This window comes from Streptomyces sp. NPDC005863, from assembly GCF_042871345.1.
In the GTDB taxonomy this organism is placed as follows: Bacteria; Actinomycetota; Actinomycetes; order Streptomycetales; family Streptomycetaceae; genus Streptomyces.
The window spans coordinates 650,059-673,671 of the sequence record NZ_JBIAII010000001.1 but is presented as its reverse complement, the minus strand read 5'-3'; the positions used below and the strand labels follow the sequence as shown (position 1 = coordinate 673,671).

Genomic DNA, 23,613 nt, shown 5'->3' with positions numbered 1-23,613 from the left:
GGTTTGTACACAACGGCGCGGGGTGGAGCAGCTCGGTAGCTCGCTGGGCTCATAACCCAGAGGTCGCAGGTTCAAATCCTGTCCCCGCTACTGCAAGGTGAAGGCCCGGATCCTTACGGATCCGGGCCTTCGTCGTGTGTGGGGGACCCGTGCGGGGGCCGGTGCCGGTCGTGTGCGGGTGTCCTATGCCATCTCGTGCGAACGGCGCGTGGTCGGGGGAGAGTTGGGGGATCTGTGTTTGACTTATCTCTCTGTGGGCATGTCGACAAAACGCTGAAGTGACCTCACTGGCTGCGGTATACCAGGTGTACCCAGGTTGCAGGTGGTGCGACGATGGACGTTATGGGGGACAAGGCAACTCTGTTGGAGAGAGGGCGGTTTGTGCAGTCGGCCGACCGGGAGGATCCCGGGGCGGCCGCCGAGGAGATGCGCCATCGGCTGGCCGCCGAGGCCGGCGACGTGGACGCGATGAGCGTCCTCGGAAGCCTTCTGTTGCGCCGCGGTGATCTCGACGGGGCCGAGTCCTTGCTGCGCGCCGCGACCGCCGAGGGCGACCGCGCCGCGGCCAACAACCTCGGCGTCCTGCTCCACCAGCGCGGTTACGCCGACGAGGCGGCCGGATGGTGGCGGGTCGCCGCCGTCGCAGGCTCCGCCGCGGCCGCGCACGCGCTCGGCCGCCACCACCGCGAGCGCGGCGACGAGCCCGCCGCCGAGTACTGGCTGCGCCAGTCCGCCGAGGACGGCCACACCCTGGGGGCGTACGCGCTCGCCGACCTCCTGGAGCACCGCGGGGACGTCGGCGCCGAGCGCTGGTTGCGCGTCGCCGCCGAGCGCGGCCACCGCGAGGCCGCCTACCGCCTGGCCCGCGCGCTCGACCGGCGCGCCACCGCGGAGCGCGGCGAGCGCCCCGCGCGCGCGGACCACGCCGACGACACCGCGCGCACGCCCGCCGACGAGGCCGAACAGTGGTACCGCCAGGCGGCCGCCCGCGGTCACCGCAGGGCCGCGCTGCACCTCGGCGCGATCCTGGAGCAGCGCGGCGAGCTCAAGGAGGCCGGCCGCTGGTACCTCAACTCCGCCAAGGACGGGGAGGCCCGCGCGGCCTGCGCGCTCGGCTTCCTGCTGCGGGACGCGGGCGATGAGGAGAGCGCCGCCGTGTGGTGGCTCAAGGCGGCCCAGGACGGCGACGGGAACGCCGCGAACGCGCTCGGCGCGCTGCACGCCGAGCGGGGCGAGACCCAGACCGCCGAGCGCTGGTACCGCGCCGCGATGGACGCGGGCGACGTGAACGGCGCGTACAACCTCGGCCTGCTCTGCGCCGAGCAGGACCGCACCGCACAGGCCGACCAGTGGTACCGCCGCGCCGCCTACGCGGGCCACCGCGAGGCCGCCAACGCGCTCGCCGTGCTGCTGCTCCAGGGCGGCGACGCGGCCGGGGCCGAGCCGTGGTTCTCCAAGGCCGCGGAGGCCGGCAGCGTCGACGCGGCGTTCAACCTCGGGATCCTGTACGCGAGCCGCGGCGACGAGCCCAACGCCCTGCGGTGGTACGAGCGCGCCGCCTCGGCCGGGCACACCGACGCCGCGCTCCAGGTCGGCACCGCGCGGCTGCGCGCCGGCGACGACCAGGAGGCCGAGCGGTATCTGCGGTGCGCGGCGGGCGGCGGCAGCGCCGAGGCGGCGTACCGGCTCGGCACGGTGCTCGACGCGCGGCGCCCGGCGGAGGCCCCGCCCGCGCTCGGCGAGCCCGCGGCGGAGAAGTCCGAGTGCGAGGAGTGGTACGAGCGGGCCGCCGAGCTCGGGCACCGGCGGGCCCAGGTCCGGGTCGGCATGCTGGCGTCGGGCCGGGGCGACGTGGTCGAGGCCGCGCGCTGGTACCGCAAGGCCGCGGAGGCCGGCAGCCGCAACGGCGCGTTCAACCTCGGCCTGCTCCTGGCCCGCGAGGGCAGCGAGCCCGAGGCGGCGCTGTGGTGGACCCGGGCCGCCGACGCGGGCCACGGACGGGCCGCGCTCCGGCTCGCCCTGCTCTACGCCCGGCGCGGGCAGCTGGCGCAGGGGCAGCGGTGGGCCTCGCGGGCGGTGGAGCTCGGGCCCGCGGAGGTCTCCGAGCGGGCCGGGCGGCTGCGGGAGGCGCTGCGGCAGGAGCTCTCCGCGTAGCTGCGGGCGCACCGCGGCCGCCCCGCCCCGGGTCTTCGGGTCTTCGGGGCTTCGGGGCTTCCGGGGCTTCGGGGAACAGATTTGCGCTGGTCGAAGCCCTGACGTAGTGTTGTGTTCACCGACGCGGGGTGGAGCAGCTCGGTAGCTCGCTGGGCTCATAACCCAGAGGTCGCAGGTTCAAATCCTGTCCCCGCTACTGACGGTCGAGGGCCGGAAGCCGACAAGCTTCCGGCCCTCGATTCATTTGTGCCCGACCGCTCATCTGTGCCCGACCGCCTCCTCGTACAGCGCGCGGTCCACCGCCTTGCTCTCCGGGACCTTGGCGCCCTCCGAGACGCCCGCCGCGCGGTACGCGTCCTGCAGCCGGTCCGTCGTGCCCGCGCGGATCTCCCAGTCCATGCGCAGCGACGGCGTGGAGCGCAGCACGTCCTCGTCCGTCTTGAGCAGCTCGGCGAGCTCCTGTGCGAAGGCCTGGTCGGCCTTGTAGTCGCCGGCGAAGTAGGTGTTCACCGTCCGGATGTACGCGCGCAGCAGCGCGACGCCGGCGTCCGGGTCCTTCTTCAGCAGGTTCGGGCCGAAGAGGAGGCCGCCGAGCGGCTCACCGCGGGGCTGGCCGCCCAGGAACGCGTACTTCTTGTCGCCGTCGACCTTGCGCCAGACCGGGTCGAGCAGCCAGGCCGCGTCGGTGCCGCCGTTCCGCAGCGCGGTGAGCACGTCCGCCGAGCCCAGCTGCTGGAACGTGATCTCGTCGAGGCCGCCGCCGTGCTGCTTCAGGGCGCGGTTCATGGGGTACGCGATGACGGATCCCTTGCCGATCATCGTGCCGAGCGTGCGGCCGGCCATCGGGATGTGGGCGGCCGTCTCGTCCTTCTTCAGGCGTACCCAGAGGCCGCTCTTGGAGTGGGGGCCCGGGGAGAAGTTGCCGGCCGTCCACTTGATGTCGAACCCGCTGGTGATGCCGTTCATCACGGCGGCCTCGGGGGCCGCCCACTGGGCGTCGATGTCGCCCTTGGCGAGGAGCGGCAGAGCGTCGGGGGTGGGCAGCACCTTGAGGTCGACGTTCAGGCCCTCCTTCTTGAACTCCCCCTTCTCCAGCGCCATCTGGAGCGGTGCGACGTACTCGGCGCTCAGGGTGCCGGTCGCGATGGTCAGGCTGCGCTCCTTGGCGAGCGGTCTGGGGGCGGGGGTGCGCGGGGCGCAGCGGGCCGGGGCGCGGTCGGGCGTCAGGTCGGCGGGGTCGGTCCAACTGCCCTTTCCGCAGCCGGAGACGGAGGTGACCGTGCGGGGTTTGCCGGGGGAGGGCGGCGCCTCGTCGTCCTCCTTGGCGCAGCCGGCGGCGAGCAGGGCGCCCGCCATGAGCAGGGGGAGTGCGGTGGTGCGGACGGTGGTGCGGATGCGCATGGTGCCTCCGAGTACTCGGCTCCGTACATCGGTTCGGGTCATGACTGGCCGCGGCCGCGGTCGCGCGGGGCCCACGGGGTGAGCAACCGGCCCGCGATCCGCACCAGTTCGGAGAAGACGACGCCGAGCACCGCGACACAGACGATGCCGACGAACATCACGTCGTTCTGGAAGAGCGCGCGCGAGTCGAAGATCAGGTGGCCGAGGCCGTCCGCCGCGGCGATCTGCTCCGAGGCGACGATGACCAGGACCGCGACGCCCGCCGCGATCCGCGCGCCGACCAGGACGGCGGGCAGCGAGGCGGGCAGCAGGACGTGGCGGAACATCTGCCAGGGCGAGGCGCCGAAGACCTGTCCTGCGTCGCGGTGGCCGGAGGGTACGGTGAGGACCGCCGCCATCGTCGATATCCAGACGAAGAAGAAGACCGTGGCGGCGACGAGCGCGATCTGCGGGCCCTCGCCGAGGCCGAACATGTTCAGGAAGACGGGCAGCAGCGCCAGCTTCGGGACGACGTACAGGGCGTCGAGAGTGGGTTCCAGGGCGGCGCGCACGACGGAGAGCGAGCCCATCAGGAGGCCGAGCGCGTATCCGGCGACCGTGCCGATCGCGTACCCCGCGAGCACCCGCTTCAGGGTGGCCCACACGTCCGGCCACAGGTCGCCGTCGGCCGCGCGGTGCCAGCCGTCCTCGAGGATCGTCTGCGGCGCCGGATAGACGCGGTCGTCGATCCAGCCGCTCACGGCGGCGAGCTGCCACAGCAGGATCAGGGCGACGGGCACGCCGACGGCGAGCGACAGCTCAAGGGCGCGGCGGCGGCGATGGGTGCGCACCGGGTGCAGCTCCTGCGGTCCCGGCCTCCTGACCAGCACCTCTTCCTGCGCGGGCGGGTTCGTGCCGGGGCGCGGGGCCGGGCTCTTGCCGGTGGCGGTGGTCATGCCGCGGCCTCGGTGCCGACCTCGTCCCGCAGCAGGTCCCACAGCTCGCTCTTCAGCGCGGTGAATTCGGAGCTCGCGCGGACGTCTCCGCTGCGGGGGCGCGGGAAGGGCGGGCGACGCTCGGCGATGACGCGGCCGGGCCTGGCCGACATCACCAGGACCCGGTCGCCGAGCACGATCGCCTCTTCGAGGCTGTGCGTGATGAACAGGGTCGTGGTGCGGGTGGTCTGGGTGAGGGCGAGCAGCTCATCCTGGAGGATGACGCGCAGCTGGGCGTCGAGGGCCGCGAACGGCTCGTCCATCAGCAGGATCTCGGGCTCCACGGCCAGCGCGCGGGCGATGGCCACGCGCTGCCGCATGCCGCCGGAGAGGGTGGCGGGGTAGGCGCCGGCGAACTCCGCGAGACCCATGCGGGCCAGCCACTCGGTGGCCCGCGCGTCGGCCTCGCGGCGCGGGACGCGCTGGATGTCGAGGCCGAACCGGACGTTGGCCTGGACGGTCTTCCAGTCGTAGATGCCGTAGTCCTGGAAGATCATCGCGACCGGCCGCCGTGCGGTGGTACGGATGGTCAGCTCACCGGCGCTGGGGCGCAGCAGCCCCGCGGCGATCTTCAGCAGGGTCGACTTGCCGCAGCCCGAGGGGCCGACGACGCAGGTGAACTCGCCGGGGGCGACGTCCAGGTCGACGGGGCCGAGGGCGTGCACCGCCCCGGTGGCTCGGCCGAAGGTTCTGGTCAACGCGCGGGCGCGGAGTTTGGGGTGGGGCGGGTGCGGAGCTTCCACGGCTTCTCCTTGCGGAGGGCAGGCGGACGGCGGGCGCCGCAGAGAATATGACGGTGCGTCAGATCTTGGAAGGGGTGCGCCGTGGCCGAGATCCGCCGGGGCCGGGGGCACGCCGAAGGGGCCCGGCGCCGAGAGCGGTGCCGGGCCCCTTCGTGACGTACGAGGAAGTGCTTACGCCGCCGCGCAGTTCGGGCAGACGCCGCGGTAGGTGACCTCCACGTCCTCGACCGTGAAGCCGAAGCGCTCCGAGTCGGGGAGGGTCGCCAGCGGGTTGCCCGTGGGGTGCACGTCGCGGATGGCGCCGCAGCGGGCGCAGACCAGGTGCTGGTGGGGGCGGTGGGCGTTCGGGTCGTACCGCTTGGCGCGGCGGTCGGTCGAGACCTCGAGGATCTCGCCGAGGCTCACCAGCTCGCCCAGGGTGTTGTAGACGGTGGCCCGGGAGATCTCGGGCAGCTTGTCCGCGGCGCGGGCGTGCACCTCGTCCGCGGTGAGGTGGACGTGGTCCCCGTCGAGGACCTCGGCCACGACGCGCCGCTGTGCGGTCATGCGCCAGCCACGTCCGCGCAGTCGTTCCAACAGGTCACTCATGAGGGCCAGCCTAACAGGCGAGGGAGTCAGTTCCGAACAGGTGTGACTTTGGATCGTCGCTTGACTTAGACAAAGTCTATCGTAGGATCGAGTACGAACAACGTCCAAGGACAGGACTTGCAGGAATGACGCAGGAGGCGCACGTGACGCAGGGACCGCTCACCACGGAGGCCGGGGCTCCGGTCGCCGACAACCAGAACAGCGAGACCGCGGGCGTCGACGGTCCCGTTCTGGTCCAGGACCAGCTGCTGCTGGAGAAGCTCGCCCACTTCAACCGCGAGCGGATCCCGGAGCGGATCGTGCACGCACGGGGCGCCGGCGCGTACGGCACCTTCACGCTGACCCGGGACGTCTCGCAGTGGACCCGCGCGAAGTTCCTCTCCGAGGTCGGCAAGCAGACCGAGACGTTCCTGCGCTTCTCCACCGTGGCCGGCAACCTCGGCGCGGCCGACGCGGTGCGTGACCCGCGCGGCTGGGCGCTGAAGTTCTACACCGAAGAGGGCAACTACGACCTCGTCGGCAACAACACCCCGGTGTTCTTCATCAGGGACGCCATCAAGTTCCCCGACTTCATCCACACCCAGAAGCGCGACCCCTACACGGGCTCGACCGAGGCGGACAACGTCTGGGACTTCTGGGGCCTCAGCCCGGAGAGCACCCACCAGGTGACCTGGCTCTTCGGCGACCGCGGCATCCCCGCCTCGTACCGCCACATGGACGGCTTCGGCTCGCACACCTTCCAGTGGAACAACGAGGCCGGCGAGGTCTTCTGGGTCAAGTACCACTTCAAGACCGACCAGGGCATCCAGAACCTCACCCAGGCCGAGGCCGACAAGCTCGCCGGTGAGGACCCCGACTCCCACCAGCGCGACCTGCGCGAGGCCATCGAGCGCGGCGAGTACCCGTCCTGGACCGTGCAGGTGCAGATCATGCCGGCGGCCGAGGCGGCGGAGTACCGCTTCAACCCGTTCGACCTCACCAAGGTGTGGCCGCACGCGGACTACCCGCCGATCGAGATCGGCAAGCTGGAGCTCAACCGCAACCCGGAGAACATCTTCGCCGAGGTCGAGCAGGCCATCTTCAGCCCCGCGCACTTCGTGCCGGGCATCGGCCCGTCCCCCGACAAGATGCTCCAGGGCCGCCTCTTCGCGTACGGCGACGCCCACCGCTACCGCGTCGGCATCAACGCCGACCACCTGCCGGTGAACCGCCCGCACGCCACCGAGGCGCGCACCAACTCGCGTGACGGCTTCCTGTACGACGGCCGCCACAAGGGCGCGAAGAACTACGAGCCGAACAGCTTCGGCGGCCCGCACCAGACGGACCGGCCGCTGTGGCAGCCCGTCCCGCTCACCGGCGCCACCGGCAACCACCCGGCCGTCCGGCACGCCGAGGACAACGACTTCGTGCAGGCGGGCAACCTCTACCGCCTGATGACCGAGGACGAGAAGGACCGCCTGATCGGCAACCTGGCGGGCTTCATCTCCAAGGTCTCGCGCGAGGAGATCGCCGAGCGCGCGATCGACAACTTCCGTCAGGCCGACGGTGACTTCGGCAAGCGGCTGGAGGTCGCGGTCCAGGCCCTGCGCGGCTGACCTGCCACTTGTCGTGGATGAGCGACGGGCCGGATCCCTTCGGGGGTCCGGCCCGTCGCCGTGTTCAGCGGCGGTCAGCCCACCGCGGTCGCGGCGCGCCGCACCGGGGCCCAGCAGCGGATGATGTCGCGGACCGAGACGATTCCGGTCGGTTCGTTGCCGTCCATCACGATCAGGTGCCGGAAGCCGCCGTGCGACATGGCGTCCGCGGCGTCCTCCAGGGTCCACGAGGGGCAGGCGAAGACGACGTCCGTCGTGGTGTGGGTGCCGGCGGTCTCCTTGTCCGGGTCCTGGTCGAGGCCCAGCGAGACGAGGATGTCGCGTTCGGTCAGGATGCCGACTCCGCAGGTGTCGGGGTCGAGGACGACTGCGGCGCCGACGCGGCGCGCCGACATCAGCCGGGCCGCCTGGCGGAGTGTGTGGGCGGGGCCGATGGTGAGGACCATCGAGGTCATGGCGTCGCGGACGAGCATGGGCGTGAGCCACCTCCTTGGTGAAACCGCGGTCTCCCGGAGGGCGAAGGATTGCCTCCGCTACCGGCCTGTGAGAACGGATTCACAAGTTCACAAGTGGGGGGACTCATAGAGTCGCAGCCCGGCCGGAGGCCAGCAAGGGGGCGCGTGCGGTCAGTTCGGGGCGCGTGGAGACGAACTCGCGCCCCGCGGAGGGGGCCGGACGGCCCGTCAGGGGGTTGGTCGACGTACCCGCGCCTCAGTAACGCTGGTTGACGTACCCGAGCAGCTCGTCGTGAAGCAGGCCGTTCGAGGCCGCCGCGTTGCCGCTGTGCGGGCCGGGCCTGCCGTCCAGGCCGGTGAAGCGGCCGCCCGCCTCCGTCACCACGATCGCGGTCGCCGCCATGTCCCAGAGCGAGAGCTCCGGCTCCGCGCAGATGTCGACCGAGCCCTCGGCGACCATCATGTACGGCCAGAAGTCGCCGTACGCGCGCGTGCGCCACACCGCGCGGCTCAGGTCCAGGAACCCGTCGAGCGCCCCCTTCTCCTCCCAGCCGGTGAGCGAGGAGTACGCGAAGGAGGCGTCCTGGATGCGGTTGACCTTGGAGACCTGGAGGCGGGTCGCCGAGGTCAGGCTGCGCCCCGTGTAGGCGCCGCCGCCCTTCGCCGCCCACCAGCGACGGCCGAGCGCGGGCGCCGAGACGACGCCGACCACCGGCTGGTAGCCGCCCTCACCCGCCTCCATCAGGGAGATCAGGGTGGCCCAGACGGGCACGCCGCGCACGTAGTTCTTGGTGCCGTCGATCGGGTCGATCACCCAGCGGCGCGGCCCGGTGCCCTCGACGCCGTACTCCTCGCCGAGGATCGCGTCGCGCGGCCTGGCCCGTTGGAGGTTGCCACGGATCAGCTCCTCGGCGGCCTTGTCGGCCTCGCTCACCGGCGTCATGTCCGGCTTGGTCTCGACCTTGAGGTCGAGGGCCTTGAACCGGTCCATGGTCGCGGCGTCGGCGGTGTCCGCGAGGACGTGGGCGAGACGCAGATCATCGTGGTAGTCGGGCATGGGTGAACAGTATCGATCTCGTTCGGCGCGATCCACAGCGCCGGGTGGCGGGTGCTCGCCCTTGCGCGCGCCGGAGCTATTGACAGCGCCGCCGAGCCCGTCAACTCTGGCACGGGAGCCCTCTGGGCCCGGGGAGGCGACGATGCCTGCAGCACGGGAATCCTTACTGGACGCGGCGTACACGGCGCTCGCGCGGCGACCGTGGCCCGGCGTGCGCATGGTCGACGTCGCGGCGACCGCCGGGGTCTCCCGGCAGACCCTCTACAACGAGTTCGGCAGCAAGGACGGCCTGGCCCGCGCGCTGCTGCGGCGCGAGACGGACGGCTATCTGCACGGCGTGGAGCGGGCGCTGGCCGAGGAGCGCGACCCCGCCGACCGGCTCGCCGCCGTGGCCGCGTGGAGCGTGCGCGCCGCCCGTGCCAATCCGCTGGTACGGGCCGCGCTCACCGACTGCTGGGGTGAGCGGCTCCCCCCGCCGAGCCGCGTCGCGGGCTCCATCTCGCCGGTGCCGGCACAGCGCCGCGCGGACGCCGGGGTGCCCTCCGCCGCGGAACTGCTCGCGCTGGTACGGGACCGCGCGGTGCTCGCGCTCGGCGGCCGCGGCCGGGCCAGGGACCCCGAGCTCGCCCTCGCCTGCGAGAGCGCCGTCCGCCTCGCCCTGTCGTACGTCGTCGCGCCCGCCGGGAACGACGACGACCCCGCGGAACTGGTGCGCGGGGCCATCGGGCGCTGGGTGGGCGTCAGATAGATCCCGGCGCCGGCCGGCCGCTCAGTGCGCGGAGCCCGACAGCTGCAGGCCGATCACGCCGATGATGACGAACGAGATCGAGACGATCTTGAGCGTGGAGACCAGGTCGCCCAGGAAGATCATGCCGTAGATCGCCGTGCCGGCCGCCCCGATGCCCGTCCACACCGCGTACGCGGGCCCCACGTCCAGCTTGCGCAGCGCGAGGGTCAGCAGGCCGAAGCTGCCGAGCGCGAAGGAGGCGAACGCGATCGTCGGCCAGAGCCGGGTGAATCCGTGGGACAGCTTCAGACAGACCGCGAAGCCGGTCTCCAGAACCCCGGCCACGATGACCAGCAGCCACGCCATGTCCCTGCCTCCCGTGCTCGTCCACGATCCGCGGCCGATTCGTCTGGCTTGAATCCGGCTTGGTGCGATTATGCATTTACCTTTGCCGTCGCGGCGCAAACAACGGGGAGGTCAGTCGCCGTCGCGCCGCTCCCGGACCTCAAGCAGCCTGCGCAGCGAGTACAGCCGCGCCGGATCCGCGTGCCCGTCGGCCACCCAGGCGTCGAGCGCACAGTCCTTCTCGTCGTGGCTGCAGCCGCGCGGGCACTCCGCCGTCCCCGGCTCCAGATCCGGGAAGGCGAGGATGACGCGCGAGGGATCGACGTGGTTGAGCCCGAACGACCGCACGCCCGGCGTGTCGATCACCCAGCCGTCCGAGCCCTCCAGGGGCAGCGCGAGCGCGGAGGTGGTGGTGTGTCTGCCGCGCCCCGTGACCGCGTTGACGTGCCCGGTCGTACGCCGCCGCTCCTCGGGGACGAGCGCGTTGACGAGCGTCGTCTTGCCGACCCCCGAGTGCCCCACGAACGCCGTGACCTTGCCGTCGAGCAGCTCGTGGACCCGCGCGAGCTCCGCCCCGTCGGTGAACTCCTCGCGGCTGGTGACCACATAGGGGATGTCGAGGGTGGCGTATGTCTCCAGGATCTTGTCGGCCGGCGCCAGGTCCGACTTGGTCAGCACCAGCACCGGCTCCAGACCGCCGTCGTACGCCGCCACGACGCACCGGTCGATCAGCCGCGGCCGGGGCTCGGGGTCGGCCAGCGCCGTGACGATGGCGAGCTGGTCGGCGTTGGCGACGACCACCCGCTCGTACGGGTCGTCGTCGTCGGCGGTGCGCCGCAGCACCGACGTGCGCTGCGCGATCCGCACGATCCGCGCGAGCGTGTCCTTCTTCCCGGTCAGGTCCCCGACGACCGCGACCCGGTCGCCCACCACGGCGGCCTTGCGGCCGAGCTCGCGGGCCTTCATGGCCATCACGATCCGGTCGTCCACCAGGACGGTGAGCCGGCCCCGGTCGACGGTGAGGACCATGCCCTCGGCCGCGTCCTCGTGCTTGGGCCGGATGTGGGTACGGGGGCGGTTGCCCTTGCGGTTGGGGCGGACGCGGATGTCGTCCTCGTCGGGGTTCTTGCCGTAGCGGCGCATGGTTCTCGATCCGCCCGTCAGTTCCCGAGCATCCCGGTCCAGAGGTCGGGGAAGTCCGGGAGGGTCTTCGCCGTCGTCGCGACGTTCTCGATCCGTACGCCCTCCACCGCGAGGCCGATGATCGCGCCCGCGGTCGCCATGCGGTGGTCGTCGTAGGTGCTGAAGACGCCGCCGTGCAGCGTGCGCGGCCGGATGTGCAGGCCGTCGGCGGTCTCGGTGACGTCGCCGCCCAGTTCGTTGATCTCCTTGGTGAGCGCGGCGAGCCGGTCCGTCTCGTGCAGCCGCAGGTGCGCGACGCCGCGCAGCGTCGAGGGCGAGTCGGCGAGGGCCGCGACCGCCGCGATGCCGGGGGTGAGCTCGCCGACCTCGCTCAGGTCCACGTCGATGCCGTGCACCGAGCCGGAGCCGGTGAACACCAGGCCCCGCTCGGTCAGTTCGCAGGAACCGCCCATCTCGGTGAAGATCTCGCGCAGCGCGTCACCCGGCTGCGTGGTGCGGGCCGGCCAGTCCGGGATCGTCACCGTGCCGCCGGTGACCAGGGCCGCGGCGAGGAACGGCTGGGCGTTCGACAGGTCGGGCTCGATGGTCAGGTCGCGGCCGAGCAGCGCGCCGGGGGTCACCCGCCACACGTTCGGCTCGCCGCCCGCCTCCGGGGTGTCCACCTGGGCGCCGACGGCGCGCAGCATGTCGACGGTCATCCGGATGTGCGGCATGGACGGCAGGGCGCCGCCCACGTGCCGTACCTCCACGCCCTGGTTGAAGCGCGGGCCGCTCAGCAGGAGGGCGCTCACGAACTGGGAGGACGACGAGGCGTCGATCTCGACCCGGCCGCCCTCCAGGGCGCCGCCGCCGTGCACGATCAGGGGGAGCGCGCCGCGGCTGCCCTCCGTGTCGTCGATGCGGGCGCCGAGCACGCGCAGCGCGTCGATCACGCCGTGCAGGGGGCGCTCGTACGAACGGGGATCGCCGTCGAAGCGGATGGGGCCGTCGGCGAGGGCGGCCACCGGGGGCAGGAAGCGCATGACCGTGCCGGCGTTGCCGACGTCGACCGTGGCCGGGCCGTGCAGCCCCGAGGGGATCACCCGCCACGCCTCTCCGGTGGCGCCCGCGCCGCCGGCGACGGGGGAGCTGGAGGAGACCGTCTCCTCGATGCCGACGCCCATCGCGCGCAGCGCGCCCGCCATCAGCAGGGTGTCGCGGGAGCGCAGCGGGCGGCGCAGCCAGCCGGGCTCGGCGGCCAGCGCGGCAAGGACCAACGCCCGGTTGGTGACCGATTTCGAACCGGGGACGTGGACCGTCGCGGTGACGGCTCCGCTTGCGTGCGGGGCGGGCCAGAGGGCGGTGTGCGCCGGGGTTTCGGTCATGCCCTCACTTTAGTGGCTGGCCGGGGCCCCGCTCAGACGTCGAGGAGCCACCGGGCCCCGCCCATCAGCGAACACAGCGACACGGCGTGGAAGAGGAAGAGCCACAGCCCCGCGGGCACATGCGTCAGGCGCGACAACTGGTCCGCGTCCGAGTCGCCCGCGCCGCCGCGCCTGCGCTTGGACTGCAGCTCGAAGGCGGGACGTACGCCGCCGAGGAGCAGGAACCACACCACCGCGTACGCGAAGGCCGCCTGCACGTCGGTGTCGGCCAGCCAGGAGACGAGCAGGAAGGTGCCGCCGGTGAGGATCACCGTCAGGGCGCCGTACGCGTTGCGGATCATCACCAGCATCACGAGGAGCAGCGCCGTCGCGATCCACAGGAACGCCGTGATGCGCCCGGAGGCGAGCAGCCACGCACCGCCGAGGCCGAGCAGCGGCGGCGCGGTGTAGCCCGCGGCGGCGGTCAGGATCATGCCGATCCCAGACGGCTTGCCGCGCGAGACGGTCAGGCCCGAGGTGTCGGAGTGCAGCCGGATGCCGTCCAGGCGCCGCCCGGTGAGCAGTGCGACCAGGCCGTGGCCGCCCTCGTGCGCGATGGTGATGGCGTTGCGGGCGAGGCGCCAGATGCTGTGCGGGACGACGACGGCGAGGGCGACGACGCCGGCGGCTATGACGAGCCACTGCTCGGGCGCGGGCTGCGTACCGAAGACACGGTCCCAGAGGTCGGTCAGGCTGGCGTTGGCGGTGCTTTCCATCAGCGGAACGGCTCCCTCTGGTCGTGCGCGGTCTGGCAGTCTGGCACGTATGTGCGGACGGTATGCATCGAGTCGTAGGCCCGAGGATCTCGCGGCGACCTTTGAGATCGAGAAGATCGAGACGTACGAGGAGCCCGGGGAGGAGTTCGCCCCGGACTTCAACGTGGCGCCCACGAAAGAGGTCTACGCGGTCCTCGACCGCCCCCTGAAGGACGCCGACGACCCGCGTCCGGTTCGTCAGCTGCGCACCCTGAAGTGGGGCCTGGTCCCGTCCTGGTCCAAGACGCCCGAGGGCGCGGCCCGGATGATCAACGCGCGCGCGGAGACCGTGCACGAGAAGCCGTCCTACCGCCGCGCCTTCGCCTCCCGCCGCTGCCTGCTGCCCGCCGACGGCTATTACGAGTGGGTCACCGCGCCCGACGAGCGGCAGCTGGAGGTCGAGGGCAAGAAGAAGCGGCCGCGCAAGCAGCCCTACTTCGTGACGCCCGCCGACGGCTCGGTCTTCGCCATGGCCGGGCTCTACGAGTTCTGGCGGGACAAGACGCTGCCCGACGAACACCCCCTCGCCTGGTGGGTGACGTGCACGGTGATCACCACGGAGGCGGAGACCGCGCCGCTGGCCGTCGCCCCCGAGGAGGGCCCGCGCGCGCTCGCCGACATCCACCCGCGCATGCCGCTGATGCTGACCCCGGACCGCTGGGACGCCTGGCTCGACCCGGCCCGCACCGACGTCGAGGAGCTGCGCACCCTCCTGGAGCCCCCGCCGCACGGACTGATGCGCGCCTACCCGGTCTCCACCGCCGTCAGCAACGTCCGCAACAACGGCCCGGAGCTGCTCAAGGAGCTCGACGGGCCCGAAGAGGGCACACTCTTCTGACGTGACCAAGAGCGAGACCGTCGAGACCGTCGAGACCATCGAGACCGATGCGGGCGTGGCCCGGATCACCTGGCACCCGGCCCCCGCGAACACCGCCCGCCTCGTGCTGGCCGTCAGCCACGGCGCCGGCGGCGGCATCGAGGCCCGCGACCTCCGGGCCGTCGCCGCCGCCCTGCCCGCGCACGGCGTGACCGTCGCCCTCGTGGAGCAGCCCTGGCGGGTGGCAGGCAAGAAGCTGGCGCCCGCCCCCAGGACGCTCGACACCGGCTGGCGCGGCATCTGGCCCGCGTTGCAGAAGCAGGGCCTCCCGGTGATCTCCGGCGGCCGCAGCGCCGGCGCCCGCGTGGCCTGCCGCACCGCGACCGAACTGGGCGCCGCCGCCGTGCTCGCCCTGAGCTTCCCGCTGCACCCCCCGGGCAAGCCCGAGAAGTCCCGCGCCGACGAACTGCTCGGCGCCGGCGTGCCCACCCTCGTCGTGCAGGGCGGCAACGACCCCTTCGGGAAACCCGCGGAGTTCCCCGAAGGGGCGTACGAGCTCGTGGAGATCCCGCACGGCGATCACGGGTTCGCCGTGCCCAAGCGGGCGGAGGGCGGGCAGGACGAGGCGGTGAAGCGCATCACGGACGCCGTGACGCGCTGGACGGGAATGTTGGACGGGTGACCTCTGTTGTGGCGGACAGACGGTGAACACCGTCGACAGCCGTTCGTACAAGAGGGAGTCCGCCGCATGGGTTCGACCATCTGCCCGAACCGCTCCAGCGCCGCTGACCTGGAGTGGACGGTGCTGAGCGCACCCAAAACCGCATCTATTCGGGCGGCGCGGGGAGCGGGTCGTCGTCTATCCTCCGATTCGAGTGGGACTGCTCTCGGTCCCGCCACGTCGTTGGAGGAGGTGGGTCCGGTCACTGGGACCGACGCAGGGACCGAGCACGGTCAGGCGGAGCAGCCCCGAGAGAGTGCGGAGACGGCCGCGGAGCGTTCAGCCCGCTTCGAGCGGGACGCGCTGACGTTCCTCGACCAGATGTACTCGGCGGCGCTGCGCATGACGCGCAACCCGGCGGACGCGGAGGACCTGGTGCAGGAGACGTACGCGAAGGCGTACGCGTCGTTCCACCAGTTCCGCGAGGGCACCAACCTCAAGGCCTGGCTGTACCGCATCCTCACCAACACGTTCATCAACTCGTACCGCAAGAAGCAGCGCGAGCCCCAGCGCAGCGCCGCCGAGGAGATCGAGGACTGGCAGCTGGCGCGCGCCGAGTCGCACATGTCCACCGGTCTGCGCTCCGCCGAGTCGCAGGCGCTGGACCACCTGCCCGACTCGGACGTGAAGCGGGCGCTGCAGGCGATCCCCGAGGAATTCCGCATCGCCGTCTATCTCGCCGATGTCGAGGGCTTTGCGTACAAGGAGATCGCGGACATTATGGGGACACCCATCGGTACGGTGATGTCCCGACTGCACCGGGGCCGCCGCCAGCTGCGCGGCATGCTGGAGGACTACGCCCGTGAGCGCGGGCTCGTCCCTGCGGGTGCCGGGGAGTCGAACGGAACGAAAGGCTCGGGCTCATGAGCTGCGGAGAGCCGCACGAGACTGACTGCAGTGAAGTCCTGGACCATCTCTACGAGTTCCTCGACCACGAGATGCCGGACAGCGACTGCACCAAGTTCGAGACGCACTTCGAGGAGTGCTCTCCGTGCCTGGAGAAGTACGGCCTCGAGCAGGCGGTCAAGAAGCTGGTCAAGCGCTGCTGCGGTTCCGACGACGTACCCGTCGACCTGCGGGCCAAGGTGATGGGCCGCATCGACCTGATCCGCTCCGGACAGGCCGTGCCCGACCAGGACGTCACGCACGACGTGACCGCGTCCGAGGCCTGAACGCCCCGCTTTCGCACAGCAGTTGACCGCCGGGCCCCGGCCCGGCGGACCGCTGTGCCCCGCTCTCACCTCCCGTCACTCGTACGTGCTAATTAACGGCAGCCGGGCGCTGGCAGGGAGGCCCCCGTTCTAGTCTCCGACCTGGAACGGGGAGGAGAGCTCCATGCGGTCGGTGCCGGCGCGGGCCCGCGTCTACATCCTGTGCGTCGCCCTGACCGGCGGCGCCTGCGCCGTACCCGCGCCCGGCGCCCGCCCCCCGTGGCCCGCCGTCCTCCTCCTCGCCGTGCTCTTCGCCGGCTGCGAGCAGATCACCCGCTGCACGGCCGTCGGCCGTCGCGTGCCGCGCGGCCTCGGCACCTTCTTCCCCGTGCTGCTCGCCGCGGTGTTCCTGCTGCCCCCGTCGGCCGCCGCCCTCGTCGCCCTGCCGGGCGCGCTCTGCGCCCGCGTGGACCGGCACCCCCGCCGCCTTCGCCGGCTCTGGCGCGCCGCCCGGCTCACCGTGGCCGCCTGGGTCTCCGCGTGGGTGTACGCGGCGCTGGGCGGCCCCGCGGCCGGTGCCGCCCCCGACTTCCCGTACGTCCTCGGGCCCGCGGGGGCCGCCGTCCTCGCCTTCTCCGCCGTCCTCGCCGCCCTCGACGGCGGGATCCTCGTGACCGCCGAGCGGGTGCCGGTACGGGCCGCCTGGCGCGGACTCTTCGCGCGCTCCCTGGCCCCCGTCACCGTGCACGGACTCGCCGGCCTGATGATGGCCGTGCTCTGGGCCAGTCCGTACGGCCCGGCGGCCGCCCTGCTCGTGCTGCTCCCGATGGGCGTCTCCTGCTGGGCCTTCGCGCAGTACCACCGCGAGCGCGCCGCCCACCAGGCGACCATCCGGGCCCTCGTCCAGGCCGTCGACATCAAGGACAAGTACACCCGGGGCCACAGCGAGCGGGTGGGCCGCGCCTCCGTCCTGATCGCACGCGAGCTGGGCCTGGACGACGAGCGCGTCGAGGTCCTTCGGTTCGCCGGGATCCTGCACGACGTCGGCAAACTCGGCGTTCCCACCCGGCTGTTGCGCAAGGACGGGCCGCTGACCGCACAGGAGCGGCGCGTCATCGAGCTGCACCCCGAGTACGGCCACGAGATGGTGCGCGGCATCGGCTTCCTCGGCGAGGCGCGGGCGGCGATCCTGCACCACCACGAGCGCATCGACGGCAGCGGATACCCGTACGGCCTCACGGGCACGCAGATCCCGCAGTGCGCGCGGCTCGTGGCGGTGGCCGACGCCTTCGACGCGATGACCTCCACGCGGTCCTACCGGCGGGCCCGGCCCGTCGAGGCCGCCGTGGCCGAACTCCGGCGATGCGCCGGCGCGCAGTTCGACCCCGAGATGGTGGCCGCCCTCGCCCGGGCCCTGGCACGGTACGGCTGGCACCCCGAGGTCACCGCGGACGTCCCGGAGGCCGCCGGGGGCGTGCCCGAGCAGAGCGGAAACGTGCCTTCCGGCCCCGGCGTCCCTTCCGGCCCCGGCGTCACGGCTGACACAGCCGACACAGCCGACACCGCCGTCACATCCACCCCGCCCGCCCCCGCGGTCTCCCGTCCGGCGGCCCGGTGAAGACCGCGTCCCGGCTGCCCGCGACCCTCACCTGGCTGGCCGCGCTGCTCGCCCTCGCCGCCCTCTCCCGGACCCTCTGGCACGGCATCACCGAGGGCCGGGTCGCCCTCGCCTTCGGGGTGCTGATCACGCTCGGTGAGCTGGCCCGGTGGGGCAGCGGCCGCAGCCGGGAGTCCGCGCCGCTCGGCGCCGCCGGGGCGCTGGCGTACGCGCTGCTCGGCGAGAACTCCGGGCAGGCCACGCACCACGGGGTGCTGCAGGTGGTCGCGGTGGTCGTCGCGGCGGCCCTGGTGGGCGCGGTGCCGCATGTGGCGCTCGGCCGCGGCCCCACCCTCGATCAGCTGGTCCGCCGGGTGCTGACCGTCGGCTTCGCCGCCGCCTGCTTCCAACCCCTCTACAACTCCGGGCAGTTGGAGAAGCTGGTGGGGCACGGTCCGTACTACGCGCTCGGCATCGTCGCGCTCCTTGTCCTCACCGCGCTCTGCGACGCCGTCCTCGCCGCCGCCACCGCGCACGCCCGCACCCGGTGGCCGTTCGGGCCGCTGCTGCGCGAGGAGCTGCGGGCCACGCTCGGCATCAGCTCCGCCGTCTGCGCGACGGGCGCCGTCATGGCGCTCGCGGTGGCCGTCGCGGGGCTCTGGGCGCTGCCCGTCTTCAGCCTCCCGCTGCTGCTCACCCAGCTCTCCTTCCGGCGGTACGCCGCGGTGCGGGCCACCTACCGGCAGACCATCGCCTCGCTGGCCAGGGCCACCGAGATCGCCGGATACACCCCGCAGGGTCACGCCCACCGGGTGGCGGGGCTCAGCCGGGCCGTGGGCCGTGACCTCGGGCTCTGCGCGGCGGACCTCGCCGTCCTGGAGCACGCGGCCCTGATGCACGACATCGGCCAGCTCTCCCTCGTCGACCCCGTCCCGGCCGGCGCCACCGCGGTGCTGCCCGAGGCGGAACAGCGCCGGATAGCCCTGCTCGGCGGCGCCGTGGTCCGCCAGACCGGGGTGGACGCCGCCGTCGCCGTCGTCGTGGAGCGCCAGGCGGATCCGTACCGCGAACAGCCCCTCACCGCACGTATTGTGCGGACCGCGAACGCGTACGACGAGATGGCGCGGGGAGAAGGACCCTCGGGAGCACTCGACGGGCCGCTCCAGGCCCTGGAGCGGCTGCGCCTGGCCACCGGCCACGACTACCAGCCGGAGGTCGTGGAGTCGCTGGCCAGGGTGCTGTCCAGGGACAGGGGAGGTGGCCCGTAGGGTCCGGGCGGGACGGGGAGGCCCACGGACGGGCCTTACCTGGTGCCCGGCTGGGTAACCCATGGGTAATGAGCGGCCGTCCGACCGTACGTGGTTGGATGCGAAGAAGAGGGTGCGCGGGGATCAGGACCCCGGGCGGCGCCCATCGACAAGTGACCGACGCAAGACGTGGCAGGCGGGAATCAGGCGGACATCGTGAGGATCTTCGGCAAGGGACGGCACCGGCCCTCCGCCTCATGGCGGCAGGCGACCGACCGCGCGTTCACGCTGATCGGCGACGGCCGGTACGAGGACGCGGGGGCGCTGCTCACGCGCGCGGCGGATCTCGAACCCTGGCTGTCCGAGTCCTGGTTCAACCTGGCGCTGCTGCACAAATTCCGGCACGACTGGGAACAGGCGCGGGCCGCGGGGCTGCGCGCCGTGGCGCTCCTGGACCGGTCCGCGGGCGCCCCCGACTGGTGGAACGTCGGCATCGCGGCGACCGCCCTGCAGGACTGGCCGCTGGCCCGCCGCGCCTGGCAGGCGTACGGCCTCAAGGTCCCCGGCGGGGTGGCCGCCTCCGGCGAGCCGACCGGCATGGAGCTGGGCAGCGCGGCCGTGCGGCTCTCCCCGGAGGGCGAGGCGGAAGTGGTGTGGGGCCGGCGGCTCGACCCGGCCCGAATGGAGGTCCTCTCCATCCCGCTGCCCTCCTCCGGGCGCCGCTGGGGCGAGGTCGTGCTGCACGACGGCGTCCCGCACGGCGAGCGGACGACGGCGGCCGGGCACTCCTACCCCGTCTTCGACGAGATCGAGCTGTGGGCGCCCTCCCCCGTGCCGACCTGGGTGGTCCTCCTGGAAGCGGCCACCGAGGAGGACCGGGACGCCCTGGAGCAGCTCGCGGCCGACGCGGGCTTCGCCGCCGAGGACTGGTCGTCCTCGGTGCGGCTGCTCTGCCGGATGTGCTCGGAGTCGCGGATGCCGAGCGACGAGGGCGACGGCGAGCATCTGGACCCGCACGACCACAGCGAGCCGGGCCATCCGGGGCCGCTCGGCCACCGCAGTCCGGGCGCGCTCTGGGTGCCGGAGCGCGAGTGCGGCCTCGCGGCGCCCGCCGCCCTGGTGCGCGGGCTGCTGGACGGCTGGGTCGCGGACAGCCCGGATTCCCGGGACTGGCGGGATCTCGAAGAGGTCTGCTGAGCGTTCGCCGTAGTCTGTACCGGCACAACTCTCGAGGGTTTCACGGAAGGCGTACGGCGGACATGGCGCAGGACACTGAGCAGCAGGCCATCGGCGGGGGCGGGGTGCTCCCCGTCGACGACGAGGGCTTCGTCATCGACACCGAGAACTGCGAGGAGCGGGAGACGGCCTACCGCGAGCGCGGCACGTACCGGCCGATCACCGTGGTCGGCAATCCTGTGCTGCACAAGGAGTGCAAGGACGTCACGGCCTTCGACGACGATCTCGCCAAGCTGATCGACGACATGTTCGTGAGCCAGCGCGTCGCCACCGGAGTGGGCGTGGCCGCCAACCAGGTCGGCGTCGACCTGAAGGTCTTCGTCTACGACTGCATGGACGACGACGGCGTGCGCCACGTCGGTGTGGTCTGCAACCCGGTCCTCCAGGAGCTGCCCGCCGACAAGCGCCGCCTGGACGACTCGGGCGAGGGCTGCCTCTCCGTCCCGACCGCCTACGCCCCGCTGGCCCGCCCGGACTACGCCGAGGTCACGGGCCAGGACGAGAAGGGCAACCCCATCAAGGTGCGCGGCACCGGGTACTTCGCGCGCTGCCTGCAGCACGAGACGGACCACCTGTACGGATACCTCTACATCGACCGCCTCTCCAAGCGGGAGCGCAAGGACGCGCTGCGGCAGATGGAAGAAGGCACTCCGCGCTACCCCGTGGTGGCCAATGACTGACGCACGCGACGCCTGAGAGGCGTGGGAACCGCGTGACACGAGCGGCCCCTGGTCGGGAACTACCCCCTGACCAGGGGCCGTTGGCGTGAACCGATCGCCTGTGCGAGCAGAACAGGCTGTCTGTGGCCCATATTCAGTCACGTACGGGGAGGTTCTCGGCACCGGGGGGTAGTGAATGGCGCAAATCTGTTCCCTGAACGGTCAGTTGTGGTGCTGAATGGAAAGCGCGGGGATACGCAACGGCGCGCGCCCGGTACAGCGGAAGGGGCGCGTGTCCTCAGGCGGCTGAAAGGGGAATGTTCGTGCCTGCATATTCCGGAAGCACTTCTCAGACACCACCACACACACGGCCAGGCACACCGGTGGTCACCGTCCCTCCGGCACTGGCCGTTCCGGTGATCGAAGCGACGTTCCCTCGCCGTCTGCATCCGTATTGGCCAAAGCTTCAGGAGAAGTCGCGGACCTGGCTGCGCGAAATGCGCCTCATGCCCGCCGACAAGGTCGAACGGTACGCGGACAGCCTGTGCTACACCGACCTGGTCGCCGGCTACTACATCGGCGCGCCGGACGCGTTGCTCACCGCGATAGCCGACCTCAGCAGCTGGTTCTTCGCGTGGGACGACCGGCACGACCGGGACTCGGTGCACGGCAGGGCGGCACAGTGGCGGCGGCTCTGCCGGGGCCTGCACGGCGCCCTGAACGACCCCCGGCAGTACCTGCACCACAAGGACCCGTTGGTCGCGGGGTTCGCGGACTGCGTCCGTCGCCTGTACTCCTTCCTCGGCCCCAGCTGGAACGCCCGGTTCGCCCGCCACTTCCACCCGGTGATCGAGGCGTACGACCAGGAGTTCAGGAACCGGCGCAGCGGCACCGTGCCCACCGTCGAGGCGTACGTGGAGCTGCGCCGCCTCACCTTCGCGCACTGGTCGTGGATCGACCTCCTCGAACCCACCGCACGGTTCGAGCTGCCGTCGGCCGTGCGGGGGCACCCCGCGTACCGGCGTGCGGCGCTCGCGACCCAGGATTTCTCGGCCTGGTACAACGACCTGTGTTCGCTCCCGAAAGAACTCGCGGGCGACGAGCTGCACAATCTCGGAATCAGCCTCATCCACCACGAGGGAATGACGCTCGAAGAGGCGGTGCGGGAAGTGCACCGGCGCGTCAGCCGGTGCGTCACGGAATTCATCGAGGCGGAACGGGATGTTCTTCTGCTCGCCGATGAATTGGCGGACGGAAGTCAGCACGGCAGGGAACTCTCGGACGCGGTGCAATCCTGTGTCTTCAATATGCGGAACTGGTTCTCGTCCGTGTACTGGTTCCATCACGAATCGGGCCGCTATCGGGTGGACAGCTGGGACGACAGGTCCGTACCGCCCTATGTGACGGAAGAAGCCGTGGCGGAAAACGAACTGGTGGGTGAGGAATGAGCATCGAGTCCGCAATACCTGCGTCGGCCACTTCCGGTCCTGATCCGCTGCGCACGCCACCCCTCGTCCGGGGCGGTGTGCCGCTGCTCGGCCACGCCTGGAACCTGGTGCGCGACCCCCTCGGCTTCCTCGCCGCGCTGCGCGACCACGGGGATCTCGTACGGATCAGGCTGGGACCCCGCACGGCGTACGCGGTCTGCGATCCGGAGCTCGTGGGCGCCCTCCTGAAGAACCCCGACTACATCGTCGGGGGCCCGCTCTGGGACACCCTGGAGGTGCTCCTCGGCAAGGGCGTGGCGACCAGCAACGGCAAGCTGCACCGGCGCCAGCGGCGCATGATGCAGCCCTCGTTCCGGCCCGAGCGGATCGCCGACTACGCCAAGGTGATGGAGGAGGAGGCGCGCGCCACGGCCGCCCGCTGGCAGCCGGGCGCCACCGTCGACGTGGGCGCGGAGATGTTCCGCACCGCCGTGCGCATCGTCTCGCGCTCGCTCCTGGAGGTCGACTCCATAGGGGAGAAGGCGGACCGCATCGCGGACTCGCTGCACACGGTGTTCGAGGGGCTCTACCGCCGGATGGTGCTGTCGGTGGGGCCCCTCTACCGCGTCCCGACCCCCGCCAACCGCCGCTTCGAGCGGGCGCTCGCCGATCTGCACGCGCTGGTCGACGAGATCATCGCGGAGCGTCGCGCGGCCGGGCCCGGCGCCCCGGACGACCTGCTCGCCGAATTGCTGCGGGCCAGGGACGAATCCGGGGCGCTCATAGCCGACCAGGAGATCCACGACAACGTGGTGTCGCTCGTCGTGGCGGGTGCGGAGAATGTGGCGTCGACGTTGGCGTGGACCTTCCATCTGCTCACCGAACACCCGGAGCAGGAAAGGCGGTTGGTTGAAGAGGTAAATTCCGTGGCCCCCGATCGCGCGATCACATTCGCCGATCTGGCGGCCCTGCCGCACACCCGCAATGTCGTCACCGAGGCGATGCGCATACGGCCGGCCGCCTGGATATTCACGCGCCGGTCGGTGGCCGAAACCGAACTGGGCGGCTATTCGATTCCGGCGGACGCGGACATCGTCTACAGCGTCTACGCGATGCAGCGCGACCCGCGTTCCTTCGAGCGGAACCTTGAGTTCGACCCGGACCGGTGGAATCCAGAACGCGCCGCCGCCGTACCGGAGTTCGCGATGATGCCGTTCAGTGTCGGCAACAGGAAGTGCCCCGGCGACCACTTCAGCCTGGCCGAACTCGCCCTGATCCTCGGGACGGTGGCCCCGAAGTGGCGCCTCGAACCGGTGGGGGAGACCGACACCGGCACCCGCGTCGGCATCACCCTGCACCCCAAGCGGCTCGTCCTGCGGGCCACCCCGCGCTGACCGCGGCCGTGTGCCCGCCCCGCC

Annotated in this window: 23 protein-coding genes and 2 tRNA genes; 15 read left to right on the top strand and 10 right to left on the bottom strand. The window is 72.0% G+C overall.

The features are described 5' to 3' along the window. The first annotated feature begins 16 nt into the window (after positions 1–16). The 3 genes from ACFYO9_RS02825 (at position 17) to ACFYO9_RS02815 (ending at position 2,350) form a co-directional block, all read left to right on the top strand. Positions 17–90, top strand: a tRNA-Met gene (locus ACFYO9_RS02825). Positions 91–333: 243 nt separating this feature from the next. After that, positions 334–2,154: a sel1 repeat family protein gene (locus ACFYO9_RS02820; RefSeq protein ID WP_358778380.1), complete on the top strand. Its 1,821-nt coding sequence runs from the start codon at positions 334–336 to the stop codon at positions 2,152–2,154. A gap of 122 nt (positions 2,155–2,276) precedes the next feature. After that, positions 2,277–2,350: transfer RNA gene (locus ACFYO9_RS02815), tRNA-Met, on the top strand. Positions 2,351–2,412: 62 nt separating this feature from the next. Here ACFYO9_RS02815 and ACFYO9_RS02810 read toward each other — a convergent pair. The 4 genes from ACFYO9_RS02810 to ACFYO9_RS02795 form a co-directional block, all read right to left on the bottom strand. Further along, the gene (locus ACFYO9_RS02810) at positions 2,413–3,555 is read right to left on the bottom strand and encodes an ABC transporter substrate-binding protein (RefSeq protein WP_358778381.1); all 1,143 of its coding nucleotides are present in this window, start codon (positions 3,553–3,555) and stop codon (positions 2,413–2,415) included. Positions 3,556–3,593: 38 nt separating this feature from the next. Beyond that, positions 3,594–4,490 carry an ABC transporter permease gene (locus tag ACFYO9_RS02805; RefSeq protein WP_358778382.1) on the bottom strand — a complete coding sequence of 299 codons (897 nt, stop codon included), beginning with the start codon at positions 4,488–4,490 and terminating at the stop codon, positions 3,594–3,596. Then, positions 4,487–5,272 carry an ABC transporter ATP-binding protein gene (locus ACFYO9_RS02800; protein ID WP_358778383.1) on the bottom strand — a complete coding sequence of 262 codons (786 nt, stop codon included), beginning with the start codon at positions 5,270–5,272 and terminating at the stop codon, positions 4,487–4,489. Before ACFYO9_RS02800 ends, ACFYO9_RS02805 begins: the two co-directional genes overlap by 4 nt. 171 nt (positions 5,273–5,443) lie before the next feature. Further along, entirely contained in the window at positions 5,444–5,860 is a 417-nt protein-coding gene (locus ACFYO9_RS02795) for a Fur family transcriptional regulator (RefSeq protein ID WP_355803015.1), read from the bottom strand. A 143-nt stretch (positions 5,861–6,003) separates the two neighbouring features. Between ACFYO9_RS02795 and ACFYO9_RS02790 the strand changes: the two genes are divergently transcribed. Then, on the top strand, positions 6,004–7,455 hold the full coding sequence (locus tag ACFYO9_RS02790) for a catalase (RefSeq protein WP_358778384.1): 1,452 nt from the start codon (positions 6,004–6,006) through the stop codon (positions 7,453–7,455). Between the two features lie 74 nt (positions 7,456–7,529). On the opposite strand, the gene ACFYO9_RS02785 is transcribed toward ACFYO9_RS02790, so the two are convergent. Both ACFYO9_RS02785 and hisN read right to left on the bottom strand, forming a co-directional pair. Further along, on the bottom strand, positions 7,530–7,928 hold the full coding sequence (locus tag ACFYO9_RS02785) for a CBS domain-containing protein (RefSeq protein ID WP_358778385.1): 399 nt from the start codon (positions 7,926–7,928) through the stop codon (positions 7,530–7,532). A gap of 238 nt (positions 7,929–8,166) precedes the next feature. After that, positions 8,167–8,967: a histidinol-phosphatase gene (gene hisN, locus ACFYO9_RS02780; protein WP_355803009.1), complete on the bottom strand. Its 801-nt coding sequence runs from the start codon at positions 8,965–8,967 to the stop codon at positions 8,167–8,169. 142 nt (positions 8,968–9,109) lie between these two features. On the opposite strand from hisN, the gene ACFYO9_RS02775 reads away from it, so the two are divergent. Further along, a complete protein-coding gene (locus tag ACFYO9_RS02775; protein ID WP_358778386.1) occupies positions 9,110–9,715 on the top strand; it encodes a TetR/AcrR family transcriptional regulator in 606 nt (201 codons plus the stop codon). Between the two features lie 21 nt (positions 9,716–9,736). Here the strand turns inward: ACFYO9_RS02775 and ACFYO9_RS02770 are convergent, their stop codons facing one another. The 4 genes from ACFYO9_RS02770 to ACFYO9_RS02755 all read right to left on the bottom strand — a co-directional run bounded on the left by ACFYO9_RS02770 (position 9,737) and on the right by ACFYO9_RS02755 (position 13,301). Next, on the bottom strand, positions 9,737–10,060 hold the full coding sequence (locus tag ACFYO9_RS02770; protein ID WP_355803005.1) for a multidrug efflux SMR transporter: 324 nt from the start codon (positions 10,058–10,060) through the stop codon (positions 9,737–9,739). A 111-nt stretch (positions 10,061–10,171) separates the two neighbouring features. Next, positions 10,172–11,182 carry a ribosome small subunit-dependent GTPase A gene (gene rsgA, locus ACFYO9_RS02765; RefSeq protein ID WP_358778387.1) on the bottom strand — a complete coding sequence of 337 codons (1,011 nt, stop codon included), beginning with the start codon at positions 11,180–11,182 and terminating at the stop codon, positions 10,172–10,174. A gap of 17 nt (positions 11,183–11,199) precedes the next feature. Next, positions 11,200–12,546, bottom strand: a complete 1,347-nt coding sequence (aroA, locus tag ACFYO9_RS02760) for a 3-phosphoshikimate 1-carboxyvinyltransferase (protein ID WP_358778388.1) — start codon at positions 12,544–12,546, stop codon at positions 11,200–11,202. Between the two features lie 32 nt (positions 12,547–12,578). Further along, entirely contained in the window at positions 12,579–13,301 is a 723-nt protein-coding gene (locus ACFYO9_RS02755; protein WP_358778389.1) for a M50 family metallopeptidase, read from the bottom strand. A gap of 49 nt (positions 13,302–13,350) precedes the next feature. Between ACFYO9_RS02755 and ACFYO9_RS02750 the strand changes: the two genes are divergently transcribed. The 10 genes from ACFYO9_RS02750 (at position 13,351) to ACFYO9_RS02705 (ending at position 23,589) form a co-directional block, all read left to right on the top strand. Next, on the top strand, positions 13,351–14,178 hold the full coding sequence (locus ACFYO9_RS02750) for an SOS response-associated peptidase (RefSeq protein WP_355802995.1): 828 nt from the start codon (positions 13,351–13,353) through the stop codon (positions 14,176–14,178). 1 nt (position 14,179) lies between these two features. Next, on the top strand, positions 14,180–14,839 hold the full coding sequence (locus tag ACFYO9_RS02745) for an alpha/beta family hydrolase (protein WP_358778390.1): 660 nt from the start codon (positions 14,180–14,182) through the stop codon (positions 14,837–14,839). Between the two features lie 231 nt (positions 14,840–15,070). After that, positions 15,071–15,745 carry an RNA polymerase sigma factor SigR gene (gene sigR, locus ACFYO9_RS02740; RefSeq protein WP_355802991.1) on the top strand — a complete coding sequence of 225 codons (675 nt, stop codon included), beginning with the start codon at positions 15,071–15,073 and terminating at the stop codon, positions 15,743–15,745. Beyond that, positions 15,742–16,050 (top strand): mycothiol system anti-sigma-R factor, encoded by a 309-nt coding sequence (rsrA, locus tag ACFYO9_RS02735; protein WP_355802989.1) that lies wholly within the window; start codon positions 15,742–15,744, stop codon positions 16,048–16,050. The genes sigR and rsrA overlap by 4 nt, the downstream gene beginning before the upstream one ends. Positions 16,051–16,213: 163 nt before the next feature. Beyond that, positions 16,214–17,647, top strand: coding sequence for an HD-GYP domain-containing protein (locus ACFYO9_RS02730; RefSeq protein ID WP_358778391.1), 1,434 nt, complete (start codon positions 16,214–16,216; stop codon positions 17,645–17,647). Further along, on the top strand, positions 17,644–18,894 hold the full coding sequence (locus ACFYO9_RS02725; RefSeq protein ID WP_358711597.1) for an HD domain-containing protein: 1,251 nt from the start codon (positions 17,644–17,646) through the stop codon (positions 18,892–18,894). The genes ACFYO9_RS02730 and ACFYO9_RS02725 overlap by 4 nt, the downstream gene beginning before the upstream one ends. Before the next feature lie 195 nt (positions 18,895–19,089). After that, positions 19,090–20,070, top strand: coding sequence for a hypothetical protein (locus tag ACFYO9_RS02720; protein WP_358711599.1), 981 nt, complete (start codon positions 19,090–19,092; stop codon positions 20,068–20,070). 62 nt (positions 20,071–20,132) lie between these two features. Beyond that, on the top strand, positions 20,133–20,789 hold the full coding sequence (def, locus tag ACFYO9_RS02715; protein ID WP_355802981.1) for a peptide deformylase: 657 nt from the start codon (positions 20,133–20,135) through the stop codon (positions 20,787–20,789). Positions 20,790–21,091: 302 nt separating this feature from the next. Further along, the gene (gene cyc1, locus ACFYO9_RS02710; protein ID WP_388665922.1) at positions 21,092–22,216 is read left to right on the top strand and encodes an epi-isozizaene synthase; all 1,125 of its coding nucleotides are present in this window, start codon (positions 21,092–21,094) and stop codon (positions 22,214–22,216) included. Beyond that, positions 22,213–23,589, top strand: a complete 1,377-nt coding sequence (locus tag ACFYO9_RS02705) for a cytochrome P450 (protein ID WP_358711604.1) — start codon at positions 22,213–22,215, stop codon at positions 23,587–23,589. Before cyc1 ends, ACFYO9_RS02705 begins: the two co-directional genes overlap by 4 nt. Positions 23,590–23,613 lie beyond the last annotated feature (24 nt).